This is a genomic window from Paenibacillus sp. B-A-8 (genome assembly GCF_048572915.1).
Classification (GTDB): Bacteria; Bacillota; Bacilli; order Paenibacillales; family Paenibacillaceae; genus Paenibacillus_AQ.
In genome coordinates this window covers 3764368-3780984 of record NZ_CP183882.1, presented here as the reverse complement: position 1 = coordinate 3780984, position 16617 = coordinate 3764368, and the positions used below count along the sequence as shown (strand labels likewise).

The 16617-nt window shown below is 43.1% G+C and carries 18 protein-coding genes and 2 riboswitches; of the genes, 17 read left to right on the top strand and 1 reads right to left on the bottom strand.

Features of this window, described 5'->3' with window-relative positions; all coding sequences use genetic code 11:
• Positions 1-48 precede the first annotated feature (48 nt).
• The 8 genes from ACN6MV_RS16870 (at position 49) to murB (ending at position 9030) form a co-directional block, all read left to right on the top strand.
• On the top strand, positions 49-801 hold the full coding sequence (locus ACN6MV_RS16870) for a DsbA family protein (protein WP_419884463.1): 753 nt from the start codon (positions 49-51) through the stop codon (positions 799-801).
• Positions 798-1262 carry a disulfide oxidoreductase gene (locus ACN6MV_RS16865; protein WP_042128176.1) on the top strand — a complete coding sequence of 155 codons (465 nt, stop codon included), beginning with the start codon at positions 798-800 and terminating at the stop codon, positions 1260-1262. Before ACN6MV_RS16870 ends, ACN6MV_RS16865 begins: the two co-directional genes overlap by 4 nt.
• Before the next feature lie 197 nt (positions 1263-1459).
• Positions 1460-1618, top strand: a riboswitch (cyclic di-AMP (ydaO/yuaA leader).
• Positions 1619-1741: 123 nt separating this feature from the next.
• Complete coding sequence (locus ACN6MV_RS16860; protein WP_042128175.1) at positions 1742-3559, top strand: APC family permease; 1818 nt, start codon at positions 1742-1744, stop codon at positions 3557-3559.
• A 202-nt stretch (positions 3560-3761) separates the two neighbouring features.
• Positions 3762-4769, top strand: coding sequence for an iron-hydroxamate ABC transporter substrate-binding protein (locus ACN6MV_RS16855; protein WP_339286733.1), 1008 nt, complete (start codon positions 3762-3764; stop codon positions 4767-4769).
• Positions 4770-4989: 220 nt separating this feature from the next.
• Positions 4990-6045: a FecCD family ABC transporter permease gene (locus ACN6MV_RS16850; protein WP_419884462.1), complete on the top strand. Its 1056-nt coding sequence runs from the start codon at positions 4990-4992 to the stop codon at positions 6043-6045.
• Positions 6045-7079 carry an iron ABC transporter permease gene (locus tag ACN6MV_RS16845; protein WP_339286730.1) on the top strand — a complete coding sequence of 345 codons (1035 nt, stop codon included), beginning with the start codon at positions 6045-6047 and terminating at the stop codon, positions 7077-7079. Before ACN6MV_RS16850 ends, ACN6MV_RS16845 begins: the two co-directional genes overlap by 1 nt.
• Before the next feature lie 86 nt (positions 7080-7165).
• Positions 7166-7966, top strand: coding sequence for an ABC transporter ATP-binding protein (locus tag ACN6MV_RS16840; RefSeq protein ID WP_419884460.1), 801 nt, complete (start codon positions 7166-7168; stop codon positions 7964-7966).
• A gap of 152 nt (positions 7967-8118) precedes the next feature.
• The gene (murB, locus tag ACN6MV_RS16835) at positions 8119-9030 is read left to right on the top strand and encodes a UDP-N-acetylmuramate dehydrogenase (RefSeq protein WP_076120503.1); all 912 of its coding nucleotides are present in this window, start codon (positions 8119-8121) and stop codon (positions 9028-9030) included.
• A gap of 60 nt (positions 9031-9090) precedes the next feature.
• Here murB and ACN6MV_RS16830 read toward each other — a convergent pair whose 3' ends face one another.
• Positions 9091-9426, bottom strand: coding sequence for a hypothetical protein (locus ACN6MV_RS16830; protein WP_076120504.1), 336 nt, complete (start codon positions 9424-9426; stop codon positions 9091-9093).
• A 214-nt stretch (positions 9427-9640) separates the two neighbouring features.
• Here ACN6MV_RS16830 and ACN6MV_RS16825 point away from each other — a divergent pair, with 214 nt between their 5' ends.
• The 9 genes from ACN6MV_RS16825 (at position 9641) to ACN6MV_RS16785 (ending at position 16509) form a co-directional block, all read left to right on the top strand.
• A complete protein-coding gene (locus ACN6MV_RS16825) occupies positions 9641-10489 on the top strand; it encodes an ABC transporter ATP-binding protein (RefSeq protein ID WP_419884458.1) in 849 nt (282 codons plus the stop codon).
• The gene (locus ACN6MV_RS16820) at positions 10486-11172 is read left to right on the top strand and encodes an ABC transporter permease (protein ID WP_156114814.1); all 687 of its coding nucleotides are present in this window, start codon (positions 10486-10488) and stop codon (positions 11170-11172) included. The genes ACN6MV_RS16825 and ACN6MV_RS16820 overlap by 4 nt, the downstream gene beginning before the upstream one ends.
• A 75-nt stretch (positions 11173-11247) precedes the next feature.
• Positions 11248-11291: riboswitch (PreQ1 riboswitch) on the top strand.
• Positions 11292-11454: 163 nt separating this feature from the next.
• Positions 11455-11928 (top strand): preQ(1) synthase, encoded by a 474-nt coding sequence (queF, locus tag ACN6MV_RS16815; RefSeq protein WP_036687775.1) that lies wholly within the window; start codon positions 11455-11457, stop codon positions 11926-11928.
• Positions 11929-11957: 29 nt separating this feature from the next.
• Positions 11958-12620, top strand: a complete 663-nt coding sequence (gene queC / locus ACN6MV_RS16810; protein ID WP_339286721.1) for a 7-cyano-7-deazaguanine synthase QueC — start codon at positions 11958-11960, stop codon at positions 12618-12620.
• Complete coding sequence (locus ACN6MV_RS16805) at positions 12620-13102, top strand: 6-pyruvoyl trahydropterin synthase family protein (RefSeq protein WP_042128160.1); 483 nt, start codon at positions 12620-12622, stop codon at positions 13100-13102. The genes queC and ACN6MV_RS16805 overlap by 1 nt, the downstream gene beginning before the upstream one ends.
• Positions 13095-13817 (top strand): 7-carboxy-7-deazaguanine synthase QueE, encoded by a 723-nt coding sequence (gene queE / locus ACN6MV_RS16800; protein WP_052414624.1) that lies wholly within the window; start codon positions 13095-13097, stop codon positions 13815-13817. The genes ACN6MV_RS16805 and queE overlap by 8 nt, the downstream gene beginning before the upstream one ends.
• Positions 13818-13945: 128 nt before the next feature.
• Positions 13946-14332, top strand: coding sequence for an isochorismatase family protein (locus ACN6MV_RS16795; RefSeq protein WP_419884455.1), 387 nt, complete (start codon positions 13946-13948; stop codon positions 14330-14332).
• A 138-nt stretch (positions 14333-14470) separates the two neighbouring features.
• Complete coding sequence (locus ACN6MV_RS16790) at positions 14471-15289, top strand: VanW family protein (RefSeq protein WP_419884453.1); 819 nt, start codon at positions 14471-14473, stop codon at positions 15287-15289.
• Between the two features lie 83 nt (positions 15290-15372).
• Complete coding sequence (locus ACN6MV_RS16785) at positions 15373-16509, top strand: zinc-dependent alcohol dehydrogenase (protein ID WP_042128153.1); 1137 nt, start codon at positions 15373-15375, stop codon at positions 16507-16509.
• Positions 16510-16617: the final 108 nt, after the last annotated feature.

The window sequence follows — 16617 nt, the reverse complement described above, 5'->3', positions numbered from 1 at the left end:
ATATGATAAAAACTACATTAGTCCACAGAGGACAGAAAGGAATTCTCCTTGAGTAAACCTAATAAAAGTACAAGCGTTCCCCAGCTAAGCAAACAAGAGAAACGGCGGGTAGAACAGGAGCAACAAAAGCAGAAGACGAGAATTTTAATTATTGGTTCAATTGCTTTAGTAGTCATCATTTTTGTTGGATTGTTTATGTTAGCTTCGAAAGATGCCGCAAAAAATGCCACTACGGGAGAACCAGTGGAATTCAATTACAGTGAGCTACCTAGAGTCGGTAAAGAGGATGCACCTGTTAAAATTGTTGAATTTGGTGATTTAAAATGTCCAGCGTGTTCCCAATTTGCAACTTCAGTTAAACCGAAGATTGTTCAAGATTTTGTCAACGAGGGAAAAGCAGCGCTCTACTTTGTAAATATGGCTTTCGTTGGTCCAGACTCTGAGACTGCCTCACTTGCTGCATTATCTGTATATCATCAGAATAAAGATGAATTCTGGAAGTTCTACGATGCTGTATACGCACAGCAAGGTGATGAGAGCGAAGAATGGGCAACTGAAGATTTCTTAGTAAGCCTTGCGGAGAAAGAGAAGTTAGCTATCGATTACGAACTGCTGCGTAAAGATATCAAGGATCGTACGTTTGCAGATGACCTAAATAAGGGCATGCAGCTAGCTACTGAAGCAGGGGTAACTACAACGCCATCCCTTTACATCAATGGAGTAAAGACTGCGGATCCATTTAACATTGAAGCGATTTCAACTGAAATTAATGACGCCGCAAAAGCTGTGGAGGCAAAGTGACAAAGTTCCTATCTTTTTGCAAGCGTAACTGCCTGTATCTGGCCTGGTTCGTCTCTTTAGTTGCTGTTGCCGGTAGCTTGTATTTGAGCGAAGTATTGAAATATGAACCTTGTAAGCTTTGCTGGTTCCAGCGAATTTTCATGTATCCTCAGTTATTCCTCTTGGGAATTGCAACGTTTCGAGGGGATAAACGGATAATCCCTTATGTACTTCCACTAAGCTTGATTGGTGGCAGTATCTCGATCTATCACTATGCGGAACAGAAAATTCCTGCGTTAAGTAAAGTTCTTCCTTGTACAATTGGTGTTCCTTGTAATAAGGATTACTTGAACTTTTTTGGATTCATTACGATACCATTCCTTGCGTTAATCGCTTTTGCTTTAATTAGTATTTTACTTTGGTACGGACGTAAGGAAGAAGAAGTGATGGAGTTAGATACAGAGGAAAGTTTAGGATTTTGATTTTCTAACTTTAAGTGATCCGAAAAAATGTGAAAAGTGATTAAAAACACGATCCAGAGGGATAATTGAAGAGAATGAAAGAGAGCATCCAATAAGACGCTGTATTTGCGCTTACTGGATGTTTTTTCATTCTTTTTTCATTTTTTTCAACGCTTTACTGTAACCACTTTGTAGACTAATATTAGACCTTGTGAGAAGTTGAATATGCGCTGAGTTTTCTTAGGAAAAACGGGGGAACCAAACTTGGCATTCGTGCCAATGGGGTGAATCGGAATGGGTCAATTGGACTTAAACCGTAGGGCTATACCACAGCCCGAATCCGCCAGCTAACCTCGTAAGCAAAGGTGGGATAATGACCATGCATAGCATGCGGATCATTTCCGTATGCTATTTTTAGTGTCTGCATTTATGAAATCCACCAATGAAAACAGCGCGCGGAATTTCCGTTTCAGCTCCCAAAGAAAGGAACTGTATCCACCATGGTAAGCAAGGTAAAACGACTATTGATCGGGCGTCCGATGAAGTCGAACGAACTCGATCATGAAAAGTTATCCAAGGTTAAAGCACTGGCTGTCCTGTCTTCTGATGCGCTCTCGTCTGTAGCCTACGGAACGGAACAAATTCTGATTGTACTAGTGGCTGCAGGGTTTACTGCCATCTGGTATTCCCTGCCAATTGCATTAGCCGTATTGGGCCTGCTGGCCATCCTGATTTTATCCTATCGGCAGACGATCTACGCTTATCCTCAGGGAGGCGGAGCTTACATCGTTGCCAAGAGTAATCTTGGTGTTCCGACAGGGCTTTTAGCAGGAGGGTCTTTGTTAGTGGATTACATTCTGACCGTTGCTGTTAGTGCGTCGGCAGGGACGGATGCGATCACATCGGCTTTTCCAAGTCTTCATAATCACACCGTTCTTATTGCAGTATCCGTTATTATTCTTCTTACTTTAATTAATCTTCGCGGAGTTACAGAATCAGCTTCATTCATCGCAATCCCAGTGTATTTGTTCGTGGTGTCGATTGTAGTGTTGATTATCTCCGGTATTATTAAATATGCAGCAGGTGGCGTGCATGCGAATGTCCCTGAAATTGGCGCTGCTGTTTCTAATGTTAGTTTGTTTCTACTATTAAAAGCCTTCAGTTCTGGCTGTTCGGCTCTTACGGGTGTAGAGGCTGTATCTAATGCTATTCCAAACTTTAAAGCACCTGCAGAAAAGAATGCAGCCAAGACCTTAATGGTCATGGGAGTTATACTTGGATTTATGTTCACAGGCATCACACTCCTGGCGTATTGGTACGGCATAGTGCCTGACGAAAAGGCCACAGTTGTTTCTCAGATCGCTGAATCGACCTTTGGTCGCGGAACTTTATATTTTTTCATTCAAGGTATCACAGCAGTAATTTTGTTCTTGGCGGCAAATACGGCATACTCAGCGTTCCCGCTGCTTGCATTTATGTTTGCAAAAGATAAATATATGCCGCATGCTTTTATGGTTCGTGGTGACCGTCTAGGCTTCTCCAATGGTATTATTTTTCTAGGTGTTCTGTCAGCACTGCTTGTAGCTGCATTCCACGGAAATACAGAAAGCCTGATTCCTCTTTATGCGGTTGGTGTCTTCATTCCATTCACATTGTCACAGCTAGGAATGATGGTTCATTGGTTTAAAACCAAACCAGCGGGATGGAAAAAAAGATTTGTTGTAAATACCATTGGTATGCTGACTACATTGACGATTACGCTTATTTTTATCATCACTAAATTTTCAAGCGTATGGATGGCTTTCATTTTCTTACCTGCTGTAATGTTCGTGTTCCACCGGATTCACAAGCACTATTTGAACACTGCAGATCAGCTTCGTATATGCCCGAGTACAGATAAACCTTTGATTAAAGGCAGCACGGTTGTTGTCCCTGTTGCCGGTGTAACACGTGCTGTACTGCATTCCATTAGCTATGCCAAGTCTTTAACGGATAATGTTGTAGCAGTATATGTTGGATTTGATGAAGAGGACATCCAAAAGATGGAGCAACGGTGGGAGGAGTGGAACCCAGGTGTACGCCTGATTGTACTTCGTTCCAGATATCGCAGTATTATTCGTCCGTTACTGAAATTTATTGATACAGTGGAGTGGAAGACCGCAGCAACGGATCATATCACGATCCTGATCCCACAATTTATCACTAAGCATTGGTGGCAAGCTGTACTTCATAATCAGACCAGCTTTTTAATCCGTTCTTACCTAATGAATTCAAAAGATGTTGTGGTAGCGACTGTCCCTTATCATTTGAATAAATAGTGAACCCTTAAGGAGAGGCTATATCCGGAACGTTCGGAATATAGCCTTTTTTGTATTTTAAAGAAGGAAATTGTTACAAATCCACAAAATTTAAAATTTATATGTTGACATAGAGAATGAGAATCAATATCATTTAAAAGTGAGACAGAGACAGTCAACATCTTTGAGAAAACATAGCTTGTACACACTAGGAGGGTATTAAATGTTTTGGTTTAACAGAAAAAGATTTGGAAGCATGAAATTAACGATGGTCGGATTAATGGTGATGGTGCTATTTTTATCCGCTTGCGGTAATAATAATTCCGGTAACGCATCAAACGCAGGATCAGAGTCTACGGCAGCACCTACTGCTGAAGCTACAGAAGCTCCTGCAGCGCCTAAGACGTTAACGGATGCAATGGGGCATGAAGTAACGATTCCGGCTAATCCAACGCGTGTACTGGGTTCTTATTTGGAGGATGCTCTGGTAACTCTGGGCGTGACTCCAGTAGCACAATGGTCCGTACCGAATGGTGTTCAGGATTATCTGGCCGCTGAATTGAAAGATGTGCCTACCATTAGCTACGATCTTCCGCTCGAGGCAGTAACCAGCTTTGCTCCGGATCTTATTCTCATCCCATCGGAGTCTTCTGTACAGAACGGTATCTACGACCAACTGAATAAGATTGCACCGACCTATGTGATTGGGGATGAACTAAATCAAGATTGGCGTAAATCGCTGCTCAAGATTGGTGAAATTCTGAACAAGACCCCTGAAGCAGAGAAAGCCATTAAAGAGTATGAAGACAAAGCGGCTGCTGCGAAAGAAGAGCTTGAAGGAGCTATTGGTCAAGAGTCCGTGGCGATTTTATGGTTGGTACAAAAGAACTTCTATATTGTAGATGAAACACGCAGTAGTGGTGCTGTGTTATACACAGACCTTGGTGTAACGCTGCCTAACTTAGTAACAGAAATTCCTGTTGGTACAAGAGCTACTTGGAATCCAATCTCGCTAGAGAAGCTTTCTGAGCTGACGGCAGATCATATTATTCTTGTAAACAGTGATAAGACTGAGGGTTCGGAGATCCTGGACAGTGCAATTTGGAAAGGTATCCCGGCTGTAAAAGCTGGTAATGTGCATGAAATGAGCTCAACAAGCAGCTGGTTATACAGTGGTGCGAACGCTGGCGGCAAAATTATTGATGATGTGTTAGAAAGTCTTGTGAAATAAAAAGTCGTAATTCACCATGAATGAGACTGATCTTTTGGTGGGGAAGGGCGTGCAGATCAAGTATCTTAGGATACTAAGATCTGCACCATTTTTTTATAAACCATTCCCATATTACGGAAAAACTACTCCTACAATTGTACAACCTAATTTTTTTTGCGATAATGAGAATGATTGTTGTTATCATATAGACTAATGTAACTATCGATTAAGGAGACGACTCATGGTTTCACCCTCAGATTTCGCAAATCGCAATAAAAATGATACAAAAAAAGCTCTACATACCCGACCGGCAGCTGCAATGGGTATTCTAGTGATTGGACTTGCTGCTATTGCCTTTGGACTGGCACTTTCGGTCTCGGTGGGTGCGGCAAATATCAAGCTAGCTACGGTATGGGAAGCAATATTTCATTTCAATCCAGATTTACAGCAACATCAGGTGATAAGAGAACTGCGATTTCCACGCGCGATAGCAGGTGCTATGGTCGGTGCTTGCTTCACAGTAGCAGGGGCAATCATGCAAGGCATGACAAGAAACCCGCTGGCGGATTCAGGTCTGTTAGGCTTGAATGCGGGAGCAGGTGTAGCGCTGGCCATAGTTTTTGCTTTTGCACCTTCGCTCTCCTTCACTTCACTTATGTTGTTTTGTTTTATAGGTGCCGCTGTAGCCTCATTTATCGTATTCGGAATTGGGTCGCTATCTTTTAATGGCCTTACACCGTTACGTTTAACGCTCGCAGGCTCTGCGGTAAGTGCATTACTGGTTGCTGTTAGTCAGGGTATAGCTATTCTTTTTAACTTATCCCAGGATATTGCCTTCTGGCTGGCTGGAGGAATGGGTGGGGCGAGCTGGACTCAGATCAAGATTATTTTTCCTTGGGTGTTCGTGGCATTAATCGCAGCGATGATATTATCGCGGTCCGTCACTTTGCTCAGCTTAGGAAGAGAAGTTGCTGTTGGTCTGGGGCAGCGGACAAGATTAGTGCAGTTGGCATGTATGATTGTTGTAGTCGTTCTTGCCGGAAGTGCAGTCTCAATGGTTGGCCCGATTGCTTTTATAGGACTAATTATTCCACATGTTACACGTTATTTCGTTGGTGTAGATTATCGCTGGATTATTCCTTGCTCGGCGATTCTAGGGAGCTTATTGATTATCTTTGCGGATATCGCCGCTAGAATGATAAATGCACCTTATGAAACGCCGCTAGGCGCTTTAATAGCCATCATCGGTGTACCTTTCTTTATTTACTTGGCGAGTAAGCGTAAGGGGGAGCTGTAATGCACAGATTAACCCTTTCTCCTAATGAAAAAGAACGCCGCACACGCGCCATTACAGTGTTATCGCTGCTTGCCATTTTGATCGTTGTTGTATTTATTGTCAGTATGAATACAGGATTTATGCGTCTATCCCCCCGGGAGGTATTACATACACTGCTGGGAGATGGAACTCATCAGCAAAAGCTAATTTTATTTGATTTCAGATTACCTCGCATCGTTATTTCATTGTTAGTTGGAGCGGGCTTTGCAGTGTCAGGCTGTATCTTACAAAGTCTCGCTCGGAATGCACTTGCTGAACCGGCTACGCTGGGCATTAGTGCGGGTGCAGGTTTTGCGGTAATCATTTTCATCTCGTTTTTTCCGGCTACAACAGCAGCTCCGGTATTCGTTTTGCCGCTTTTAGCGCTTGGAGGAGCTAGCTTAACCGCCGCTTTAATTTATATTCTTGCATATCGGAAAGCAGATGGTCTGTCTCCAACAAGGTTGATCCTTATCGGGATTGCGGTCGCTGCCGGAATCAATGCTTGCCAGCTTGTGTTAGCCCTTCGGCTTGATCCTAATAATTATCAATTTGTAGCGACTTGGATCGCCGGGAAAATATGGGGTGGCGATTGGAGATTTGTCCTTGCGCTGCTGCCTTGGATAGCGATTCTGTTACCGTTCGCCTTCTATAAGGCCCGTATTCTTAATGTATTGAATCTAGGAGATCATACTTCATTAGGACTTGGAATGCGCGTGGAGAAGGAACGTATTCTCCTTCTGGTAACAGCAGTAGCACTTGCCGGCTCCTGTGTCGCTGTAAGCGGAGGGATTGGCTTTGTTGGTTTAATTGCACCACATCTAGCCCGCAAGCTTGTGGGACCCCGTCATCAGGTATTATTACCGGCTAGTGCTTTGACAGGGGCACTCCTTATGATTACTGCGGATACCATCGGAAGATGGGTTCTGCAGCCTGCAGAAGTTCCAACAGGCATCGTGGTTGCGATCATTGGTGCACCTTACTTTTTGTATTTACTCGCCAAATCAAAAGTGTAAAACTAAGCTCTTTCTTACGAAGCAAGATAAATTATGTAGTTCATTCTAGGAGCATAGCTTCATAAAACTTTTAAGGAGTGGTTAACATGTCAGAACGTTTGAATACAGAAGAATTAAGTATTGGGTATGCAGAGGCTACAATTGTTAAAGGTTTGAACTTATCCATCCCTACGGGAAAAATCACCGCACTAGTGGGCGCTAACGGCTCTGGTAAATCAACAATTCTTAAAACTATGGCCCGGATCATGAAGCCTAAGAGCGGCAGCGTGATGCTGGACGGCAAATCGATCCATAACTTTTCTACGAAAGAGGTAGCTCGTCAGCTTGCGATCCTACCGCAAAACCCAACGGCTCCAGACGGACTAACGGTCTCTGAACTTGTCAGCTATGGTCGCTTCCCGCATCAAAAAGGATTCGGCACAATGACAGCTGAGGATCTCAGCATTATCTCTAACGCTATCACTGTTACAGGTATGGAGTCTTTCCATGACCGTCCGATTGACCGCTTGTCCGGAGGACAACGTCAGCGTGCTTGGATCGCAATGGCATTGGCACAAGAAACAGACATTCTATTCCTGGACGAACCAACAACATTTCTAGATATGGCGCACCAGCTTGAAGTTCTACAGCTACTGCAAAAGCTGAATGAGGAAGAAGGCCGTACCATTATTATGGTAGTGCATGATCTGAATCATGCTACTCGTTATGCGCAGCATATGGTAGCTATTAAGTCCGGTACTGTGGTTAGTGAAGGCTCACCTACTCAAGTTATGACACCAGAAGTACTGCGGGAAGTGTTTGGAATTGAGGCGGATATTGTTCCAGATCCACGCACCGGTGTGCCACTGTGCCTTCCTTATGAGCTTGCAGCCTATAAAGCGGTGTAAACATAATTGAAAATCATACAACGAACAGGCTCCCGTCATTGACAAGGGAGCCTGTTCGTTGTTACAGTTGTGGTTGCCTACAATTCCATGATACCACTACTTAAAATAGATCAAAGAACCATCATTTTCACATGGTTAAAGGAGCATGAAACATGAATATTGACAAAATTCAAGATGACCTAGAGCAATTAATGACTGCAGGAATAGTGAAGAGTCATGAAAACTTAAAAGATCACGTGTATACCAAAATGGGCGGCAAAGCTGATATTTTGGCGGCACCAGCTACTTATGATGAAATTCAAAAGATCGTTACATATGCTGAACAAAATGGGATAACCCTTACGGTACTTGGGAACGGCTCTAACGTGATTATCCGTGATGGAGGTGTGCGTGGGATCGTTCTGCAAACGGCAGGACTAACCGGAATGGGAATTCGAGATAATCTCTTGTATGCGGAGTGCGGCGCCAAGATTATTGATGTTTCCAGATATGCGCTGGAAATGGAGCTTACGGGTCTTGAGTTCGCCTGCGGCATTCCAGGAACGGTTGGTGGAGCGTTATACATGAACGCAGGTGCTTACGGCGGAGAAATTAAAGATGTACTGCATAGCGCGTTGGCTATAACTAAGAGCGGACAATTAGTGACTCTGCAAGGGGATGAGCTGCAATGGGGTTATAGAAAAAGCGTGTTCGCAAGCGGTGAATACATCGTGCTTGAGGCCAATTTTGCTATGACTTCTGGTGATGCGTTAGCCATCAAGTCGAAAATGGATGAACTTACTTACCTGCGTGAATCGAAGCAGCCGCTTGAGTATCCATCCTGTGGGAGTGTCTTTAAACGTCCTCCAGGTCGTTTTGCGGGTCAGTTAATTCAAGAGAGTGGCTTACAGGGAACAAGAATCGGTGGTGCTGAGGTATCCAAGAAACACGCAGGATTTATTGTAAATGCAGATAATGCAACCGCCAGTGATTACATCGGGTTAATTCACCATGTAAGATCGACTGTGAAGGATAAATTCGGGGTGGAGCTGGAAACTGAAGTGGAGATCATTGGAGAAGAATAACCTCTAATTAGTAAGAGCCCACAGATTACTGTGGGCTCTTTTGCTGTTATCACTTATGGTTCAATCCACTGATAGGGTGTATTTAGCTCTATCTGTAGTTATTTCCGCCTTGTGATCACCTATATCCTCAATACGAAGCCCGTCAATAGCTAAGTCATAGGTGGAATGTGGTAGAGATACTAGCTCACCATCAGCGTTTAAAGTGCTGCCAAATCCTTTTAATATTAATGCACTCCCTAGATAATCATCGATAACATCCTCCGCACTCCGGAACTCAACTGCCTCCAGATTAAAATGAATTTTATCCAGATCACGAAGCTCTTTCTTTTCAATAACAATGGTTTCATTTACATGACTGTTAACCCAGTCCATCAATTTCTGTATGCTTTGTTCCATAAGATGATCCCACCTTTACTTCAAAGATTATTAGGTTTAAGTTACCCTTTTTGTAGGATTTGAATCCATATTTTTGCCACATCTGAGCGAAAACGAACAAAGGATGGTGCTAAGCTATAGCGAATGTTACAGAATAGCAACAGCAGAGATAATCCTCTACAACCAGAATAAGGATAGATAGATATTAACTATTCGAAAAAGGGGGTAGTGTCATTTGATTCAGCTAACAGAGGTCTCCAAGTATTATCAGGAGAGGTGTGCGGTTGATCGAATAACTTTTGCAGTGGAGAAGGGAGAGGTCTTTGGGTTTCTAGGTCCCAATGGTGCTGGTAAGACGACCACGATGCGAATGATGACGGGTCTTCTTCAGTCTACAAGCGGAGAAATTTTAATTAATGGCATGAATATTTTACGTCATAAAAAAGAAATTCATGCCCAAATTGGCGTTGTTTTCGAGCTTCCCAATCTGTATATGCGTTGTTCTATCCGAGATAATCTAGAGCTGTTTGCTGACCTGTATAGGGTAGCAGCCAGTCGGGTGAATGAAGTCATGGAAATTCTTCAACTGTTAGATAAGGAAAAAGCTAAGGTAAGTAGCTTGTCTAAAGGCTGGAAGCAGCGTGTCCTAATCGCCAGAGCATTATTACATAAGCCTCAAGTGTTGTTTTTAGATGAGCCTACGAGTGGATTAGATCCAAATTCAGCCTCACTCATTCGTAATCACATCAAGAAAATTCAAGATGAAGGTACAACTATTGTCTTAACAACGCATGATATGCACGAGGCAGAAGAATTAAGCGATAGAGTAGGGATCATGCACGCTGGTGCATTGGTGGCACTTGATGAACCCCATAGCCTTAAAACCATGTATGGTAAACCAGAAATTGAAGTGAAATATCAGCAGGATGGAGAAGTGATTATGAAATCCTGGCCGATAGCAGAAGCGTCTACAAAAGATCATATTTATCAGCTAATGTCTAATCATCAAATGATAAGTATGCACAGTAAAGAGGCTTCGCTGGCAGATGTATTTGCTGCCTTGACGGGAAGTGAGTTAAGTTGAGTTATCCGTTATGGAAGCTGTTTAAGCATGAGTGTAAGGATATACTACGTAATCCAGCGACTGTAATTCTAATTGTGTTGCCTATATTTATGGCAAAAATAATCATCACTGTAGTGGACAAGAGCGGTCTAGATTTCATGCTTCTTTCAACTTGGATCTTGTTTGCGCAAGTAATGGTTGGAATCATGATTACCGGCCCAGGATTAATTGAGGAGCGAGAGAGTAAAACTTATGATGCACTGTTGATCTCACCGTTAAGCAGAGGTCAGATCATTATTGCTAAGGCGGGTTCTGTTCTTGTCTTTTCGTTATTTTCACAGCTGATAGTTTATGTACTTAATCAAGGGTTGAACATAGATTTATTGTCTTCGTTGATATATATGTTATTGGGTGGAATGATCTTTGTACAAGTTGGAATTATCATCGGATTAAAGGTAAGTTCCTCCAAAAATGGCTCGGCCATCAGCTCTGCATTTATGGTTCTTTTTTTCTTGGTGGCTTCTGTTTACTTAGCTCTTCCAGAATGGACTTATCCGATCTTTGCAGCTTTGCCGAGTATTGAAATCACCCAGAACTTGAACAGTATTCTTAATGGAGAAGGGATATTGCCTGTAGAAAGTCTGCTGTTGCTCATATGGATTGCAGTGCTTTCGGTTTGGATTTGGAAGATCGAGAAAGAGTAGAACTTGTCAGGAGCAGGCCACCCGTGGTATAGTTCAAGACGCAATATGCTTAAAGAAGAAGTCTGCACGGATTGTGCAGGAGAGGTTCGCGAACTCCCTCTATAAAAAACTAAGAGTATATTAAACCGTATAAGCGGATGCTGTCCTTTACCCGGACGTTGCTTCCGTTTCTTCTTAGTGGAGCCAAGTTTTCGAAATCTCGTTCTTCTTTCCATTACCGGCCAAGGCCGAAGGAAAAGAGAGGGGTTTTTTGTCGTGTCAGAAGGAAGATTAAAAGAGGAAATGCAAGAAGTCACTTTGCTTGGTAATCAGGGAACGCAGTACAAGTTTGGTTATGATCCAGACATTCTAGAAGTATTTGATAATAAGCATCCTGGGCGTGATTATTTTGTTAAATTCAACTGCCCTGAGTTTACTAGCTTATGTCCTGTTACAGGCCAGCCGGATTTTGCCACACTGTATATTTCGTATATTCCTGAACAGAAGATGGTGGAATCTAAATCATTAAAGCTGTATTTATTCAGCTTCCGTAACCATGGTGACTTTCATGAGGACTGTGTCAACATTATTATGAATGATCTGATCTCACTGATGGACCCACGGTACATTGAGGTATGGGGCAAATTCACTCCGCGTGGCGGCATATCTATTGATCCTTATTGCAACTATGGAAGACCGGGTACGAAGTATGAGGCGATGGCGGAGCACCGCTTGATCAATCACGACCTCTATCCGGAAAAAGTGGACAACCGCTAATCCCAATAAGTTGATAAGGAGAGATTAAGATGAATAAAAAAGCACTAGTTGTATTCAGCGGCGGACAAGATAGCACCACTTGCCTGATTTGGGCATTGAAGCGTTTTGAGGAAGTGCAGGTAGTTACCTTCAACTATAATCAGCGTCATGCGGCTGAAATCGAAGTTGCTACAGAAATAGCAGCTAAGTTTAATGTAAAACAGCATATTCTTGATTTGGGACTGCTGAATCAACTGGCACCAAATGCTTTAACACGGCAGGATATTGATATTGTGGCTGGCGAAGGCGATGACCTTCCAAGTACGTTTGTGGACGGACGAAATCTGTTGTTTTTATCTTTTGCCGCAATATTAGCTAAACAGTTAGGTTATTCCCATATTGTTACTGGAGTCTGCCAAACGGACTTTAGCGGATATCCGGACTGCCGTGATGTCTTTGTGAAATCATTGAATGTTACGCTGAATTTATCTATGGACTATGAGTTTGCAATACACACTCCACTGATGTGGCTGGATAAAAAAGAAACGTGGAAGATGGCCGATGAACTGGGTTATTTTGATTATGTTCGCGAACACACTCTGACCTGTTATAACGGCATAATTGGCAGAGGTTGTGGAACTTGTCCAGCATGTCTATTACGTCAGCGGGGACTTGAACAATATGAGGCGGAAAGAACGGAGGTCCGTTCTTAATGCTTAACGAGGTCTCAGTCTGCAAAATATTTACGTTCGACGCGGCGCATCAGTTAGTGGGTCACAAAGGGAAGTGCAGTAACCTGCACGGTCATACGTATAAGCTCGAAGTAGTGCTTAAGGGCAAACCTATGACCGCGGAAGGCCATTCGGACGAAGGGTTTGTAATTGATTTCAGCGATATCAAAACAACAGTGCAGCAAAGCCTTGTAGACCGTCTAGATCATGCTTTTCTCGCTATGGGAAATGAACCTGTGTTAGAGACGTTAACGAATACGGGTTCCAAAGTAGCTTTGCTGTCTTTCCGGACCACCGTTGAGAATATGTCTTCATATATAGCATACAAGCTTAAGCAAGCGGGGCTTCCCTTGTACGCTGTAAAGCTATGGGAGACACCAACCTCTTGGGCAGAAGTGCTGGCTGAAGATATCCCTGAGGATGGACCATCTTACCGCTTGTATGGAGGCTGTGATTGTGAGTAAGATTCCTGTAATTGAAATCTTCGGTCCGACCATTCAAGGTGAAGGTGCGGTAATTGGTGTGAAGACTATGTTTGTCCGCACCTATGGCTGCGATTATCGCTGTGGCTGGTGTGACTCCGCTTTTACTTGGGATGGTTCGGCTAAGGATAAGGTTCGAATGATGGCCTCGGATGAGATTATGAATGAACTTATAGCTATAGCTGGAGATAATTTCGACTGTGTTACGATTTCAGGCGGCAATCCTGCTTTAATTGGTGATGGGATGGGCACTTTTATTAACCTGCTACATGAGCGAGGGATACAAGCTGCAATAGAAACTCAGGGCAGTAAATGGCAGGAATGGTTCAATGACGTGGATGTGCTGACCATTAGTCCGAAGCCGCCAAGCTCAGGGATGACAACGAATTGGGAAATGCTAGATAACATCATGAGTAAGCTGGAGAATCTGGGCCGTACCACACACAGTCTTAAAGTCGTAGTGTTTGACGATAAGGACTTCGGTTATGCAAAAGACATTCACCATCGATATCCCAATGTGCAGCTCTATCTGCAGCCTGGGAATGATGATGTCACTGAAGAGGGTGACATTTCTGCTCGACTTTTGGGGAGGCTGGAATGGTTGTTTAATAAAGTAATCTTAGATCCTGAAATGAATAGAGTGCGTGTACTACCACAGCTGCATGCTTTAATCTGGCATAATAAGCGTGGCAAGTAAAAAGGGGTGTAATGTAATGGGTGTCTGCATAGCAGATGCCCTTTTTTTGTTGATTTGAGTCTTTAAAAAGGTAGATAGAATGTCCCATAATCTGGTATGATTTTCATAAAAGTTATAGGAGGTACCTAATGGGAAATTTAACTGCACTGTTAATTATTGATGTTCAAGAAGCTATGTTCTCCTATCCTGATCAAAAGCTGTACGATGAAGAGGGTGTGATGGAGAGAATTATTTCCCTTCAGCATAAGGCTAGGGTGGCAGGTACTCCAATTGTTTATATTCAACATACGGAAGATGAGGAATACACAAAAGGTACGCCCACATGGCAGATCAGTCATCGTATCACACCGCAGGAAGGCGAAGTTATTGTGGAGAAGCCTACTTGGGATGCTTTTCACCAAACCGTGTTGCAAGATGAGCTACAGAAGCTCGGGATCACGAATCTGGTGATTTGTGGGATGCAAAGTGAATTCTGTCTAGATACAACGATAAGACGCGCATATAGCATGGGATAGAAAAGTGTGCTGGTTTCAGATGCTCATAGCACCTTTGATAGCGGGGTTCTGAGTAGTAGAGAGATCGTTAAGCATCATAATGCGGTAATTGGAGGTAGATTCGCCCAGTTACGAGCTGAAAGCGAGGTTCAGTTCTAGATGAATACCCCACAGGCTGCCATGAAACCTATTCAGCGTTCTCGACTTAGACTATTTGCCGGAAAGCGATATTTTATTTGGAAAAGATACTTGAAATGGTGTACTGATCGCGGCAAGATGGCGAAGCAGCGCACTAGTGATATTTTATCTTATGAGGCCATGACTCACGCTACACCGTTATTACGTAGTCTTCGGAATGTAGATATGGTGCTTCAATATAATAAAATAACAAATTTACGGCTGGCGATCGCGAAACTGGATGGACTCATGGTGCGGCCGGGGGAGACGTTTTCCTATTGGAGATGCATCGGCAAGCCCAGTAAGCGAAAAGGTTATCTGGAAGGTATGGTTCTGCATTATGGCGGTTTTCATTCTGGAGTTGGCGGGGGGCTATGCCAGTTGTCTAATCTGATCTACTGGATGACACTGCATACTCCTCTTACGGTTACGGAACGGCATCGGCACAGCTATGATGTATTTCCAGATGAACAGCGCACACAGCCATTTGGAAGCGGGGCTACCTGTTCTTATAATTATTTGGATCTTCAAGTGAAGAATAACACGAATCAAACGTATCAATTAAAGCTCTGTCTGGATGACAGTCATTTGCATGGGGAATGGAGATGCGATGAGCAGTCCCTTTATAAATATGAAGTGTACGAAAGTGATCATCGGATAAGCCTAGAACCATGGGGCGGATATATTCGTAGCAATAAGATCAGTCGAAAAATATTCACACGTACAGGCGACCTAGTTGGAGATGAAGCTGTAACGGATAATTATGCGCTTATGATGTATTCTCCGCTTCTTCATGGATAAGAGGATAGGGCTTAGGGTTATAACATAGAAAGACACGTTATCGTTCTACCCTATGCCATACTTCAAAGGAGCGGATTAACAGCATGATAGCATTAACCTACCAAGGGAAGAAGAAAGTGAAAGTTAAAGAGGTTGCTGATCCGAAGATTGAGAAAAAGGATGACATTATCGTACGAATTACCTCTACAGCGATTTGTGGCTCAGATCTGCACATTTTTAACGGTGAAATTCCAGGTATGCATGATGATTATGTTATTGGCCATGAGCCCATGGGGATTGTTGAGGAGACCGGTCCAGACGTAACTAAAGTCAAGAAAGGCGACCGGATCATTATTCCCTTTAATGTAGCCTGTGGTCAGTGCTACTTCTGCCAGCATGAGATGGAGAGTCAATGCGACAATGCTAATGACGCCAAGGATACAGGCGGGTATCTGGGTTATTCCGATACTTATGGGGGCTTTGCAGGAGGGCAAGCCGAATTACTGCGGGTTCCTTATGGTAATTTCGGTCCTTTTGTTGTTCCTGAGGATGCAGAAATGGAAGATGAGAAAATTCTTTTCTTATCTGATATTGTGCCTACTGCTTGGTGGGGCGTAGAAAGCGGCGGAGTGAAGCCGGGGGATACAGTCATTGTTCTCGGCTGCGGGCCTGTTGGACTGCTTACTCAAAAGTTTGCCTGGATCAAAGGCGCCTCAAGAGTCATTGCGGTTGATCATATTGGCTACCGTCTGCAGCATGCGAAGCTGACAAATAATGTAGAAATTTACAACTTTGAAGAGATTAAGGATATTGAAGCTCATTTGAAGGAGATAACACATGGGGGCGCAGATGTAGTTATTGACTGTGTAGGTTTGGATGCCAAAATATCTGCTTTGGAGAAAGTGGAGACCACGTTGAAGCTACAAGGAGGCTCACTCAGCGCATTTAGAATGGCCTCGGATATCGTACGTAAATTCGGAACTATTCAGCTTGTGGGGGTTTATGGACTTACTTACAATATGTTCCCTTTGGGTCATCTATTTGAACGCAACATTACTTTGAAAATGGGACAGGCTCCAGTGATTCATTATATGCCTTTACTTTATAAGATGATTAAAGAGAATAAATTTGATCCTACAGATATCATTACGCATCGCTTGCCTATCAGTAAAGCGGAGCATGGCTATGACATTTTTAGTGAGAAAAAAGAGGATTGCATCAAGGTGGTTCTGAAACCTTAGGCTTTAAGAAGCATGAGCTCTCGTCAGAAATGACATTGCTTATGCTTTTTTAGAGAAATCTAATGAAAATAGATGCATTTTTTCACGGTCTGCGTTAAATTAACATAA

Excerpts from the sequence above, each read along its gene's own strand:
- ACN6MV_RS16805 (WP_042128160.1), top strand. The coding sequence starts at position 12,620 with ATGCTTAACGAGGTCTCAGTCTGCAAAATATTTACGTTCGACGCGGCG.
- ACN6MV_RS16790 (WP_419884453.1), top strand. The coding sequence starts at position 14,471 with ATGAATACCCCACAGGCTGCCATGAAACCTATTCAGCGTTCTCGACTT.
- queF (WP_036687775.1), top strand. The coding sequence starts at position 11,455 with ATGCAAGAAGTCACTTTGCTTGGTAATCAGGGAACGCAGTACAAGTTT.
- ACN6MV_RS16830 (WP_076120504.1), bottom strand. The coding sequence starts at position 9,426 with ATGGAACAAAGCATACAGAAATTGATGGACTGGGTTAACAGTCATGTA.
- ACN6MV_RS16840 (WP_419884460.1), top strand. The coding sequence starts at position 7,166 with ATGTCAGAACGTTTGAATACAGAAGAATTAAGTATTGGGTATGCAGAG.
- ACN6MV_RS16850 (WP_419884462.1), top strand. The coding sequence starts at position 4,990 with ATGGTTTCACCCTCAGATTTCGCAAATCGCAATAAAAATGATACAAAA.
- ACN6MV_RS16785 (WP_042128153.1), top strand. The coding sequence starts at position 15,373 with ATGATAGCATTAACCTACCAAGGGAAGAAGAAAGTGAAAGTTAAAGAG.
- ACN6MV_RS16855 (WP_339286733.1), top strand. The coding sequence starts at position 3,762 with ATGTTTTGGTTTAACAGAAAAAGATTTGGAAGCATGAAATTAACGATG.
- murB (WP_076120503.1), top strand. The coding sequence starts at position 8,119 with ATGAATATTGACAAAATTCAAGATGACCTAGAGCAATTAATGACTGCA.
- queC (WP_339286721.1), top strand. The coding sequence starts at position 11,958 with ATGAATAAAAAAGCACTAGTTGTATTCAGCGGCGGACAAGATAGCACC.
- ACN6MV_RS16860 (WP_042128175.1), top strand. The coding sequence starts at position 1,742 with ATGGTAAGCAAGGTAAAACGACTATTGATCGGGCGTCCGATGAAGTCG.
- ACN6MV_RS16795 (WP_419884455.1), top strand. The coding sequence starts at position 13,946 with ATGGGAAATTTAACTGCACTGTTAATTATTGATGTTCAAGAAGCTATG.
- ACN6MV_RS16845 (WP_339286730.1), top strand. The coding sequence starts at position 6,045 with ATGCACAGATTAACCCTTTCTCCTAATGAAAAAGAACGCCGCACACGC.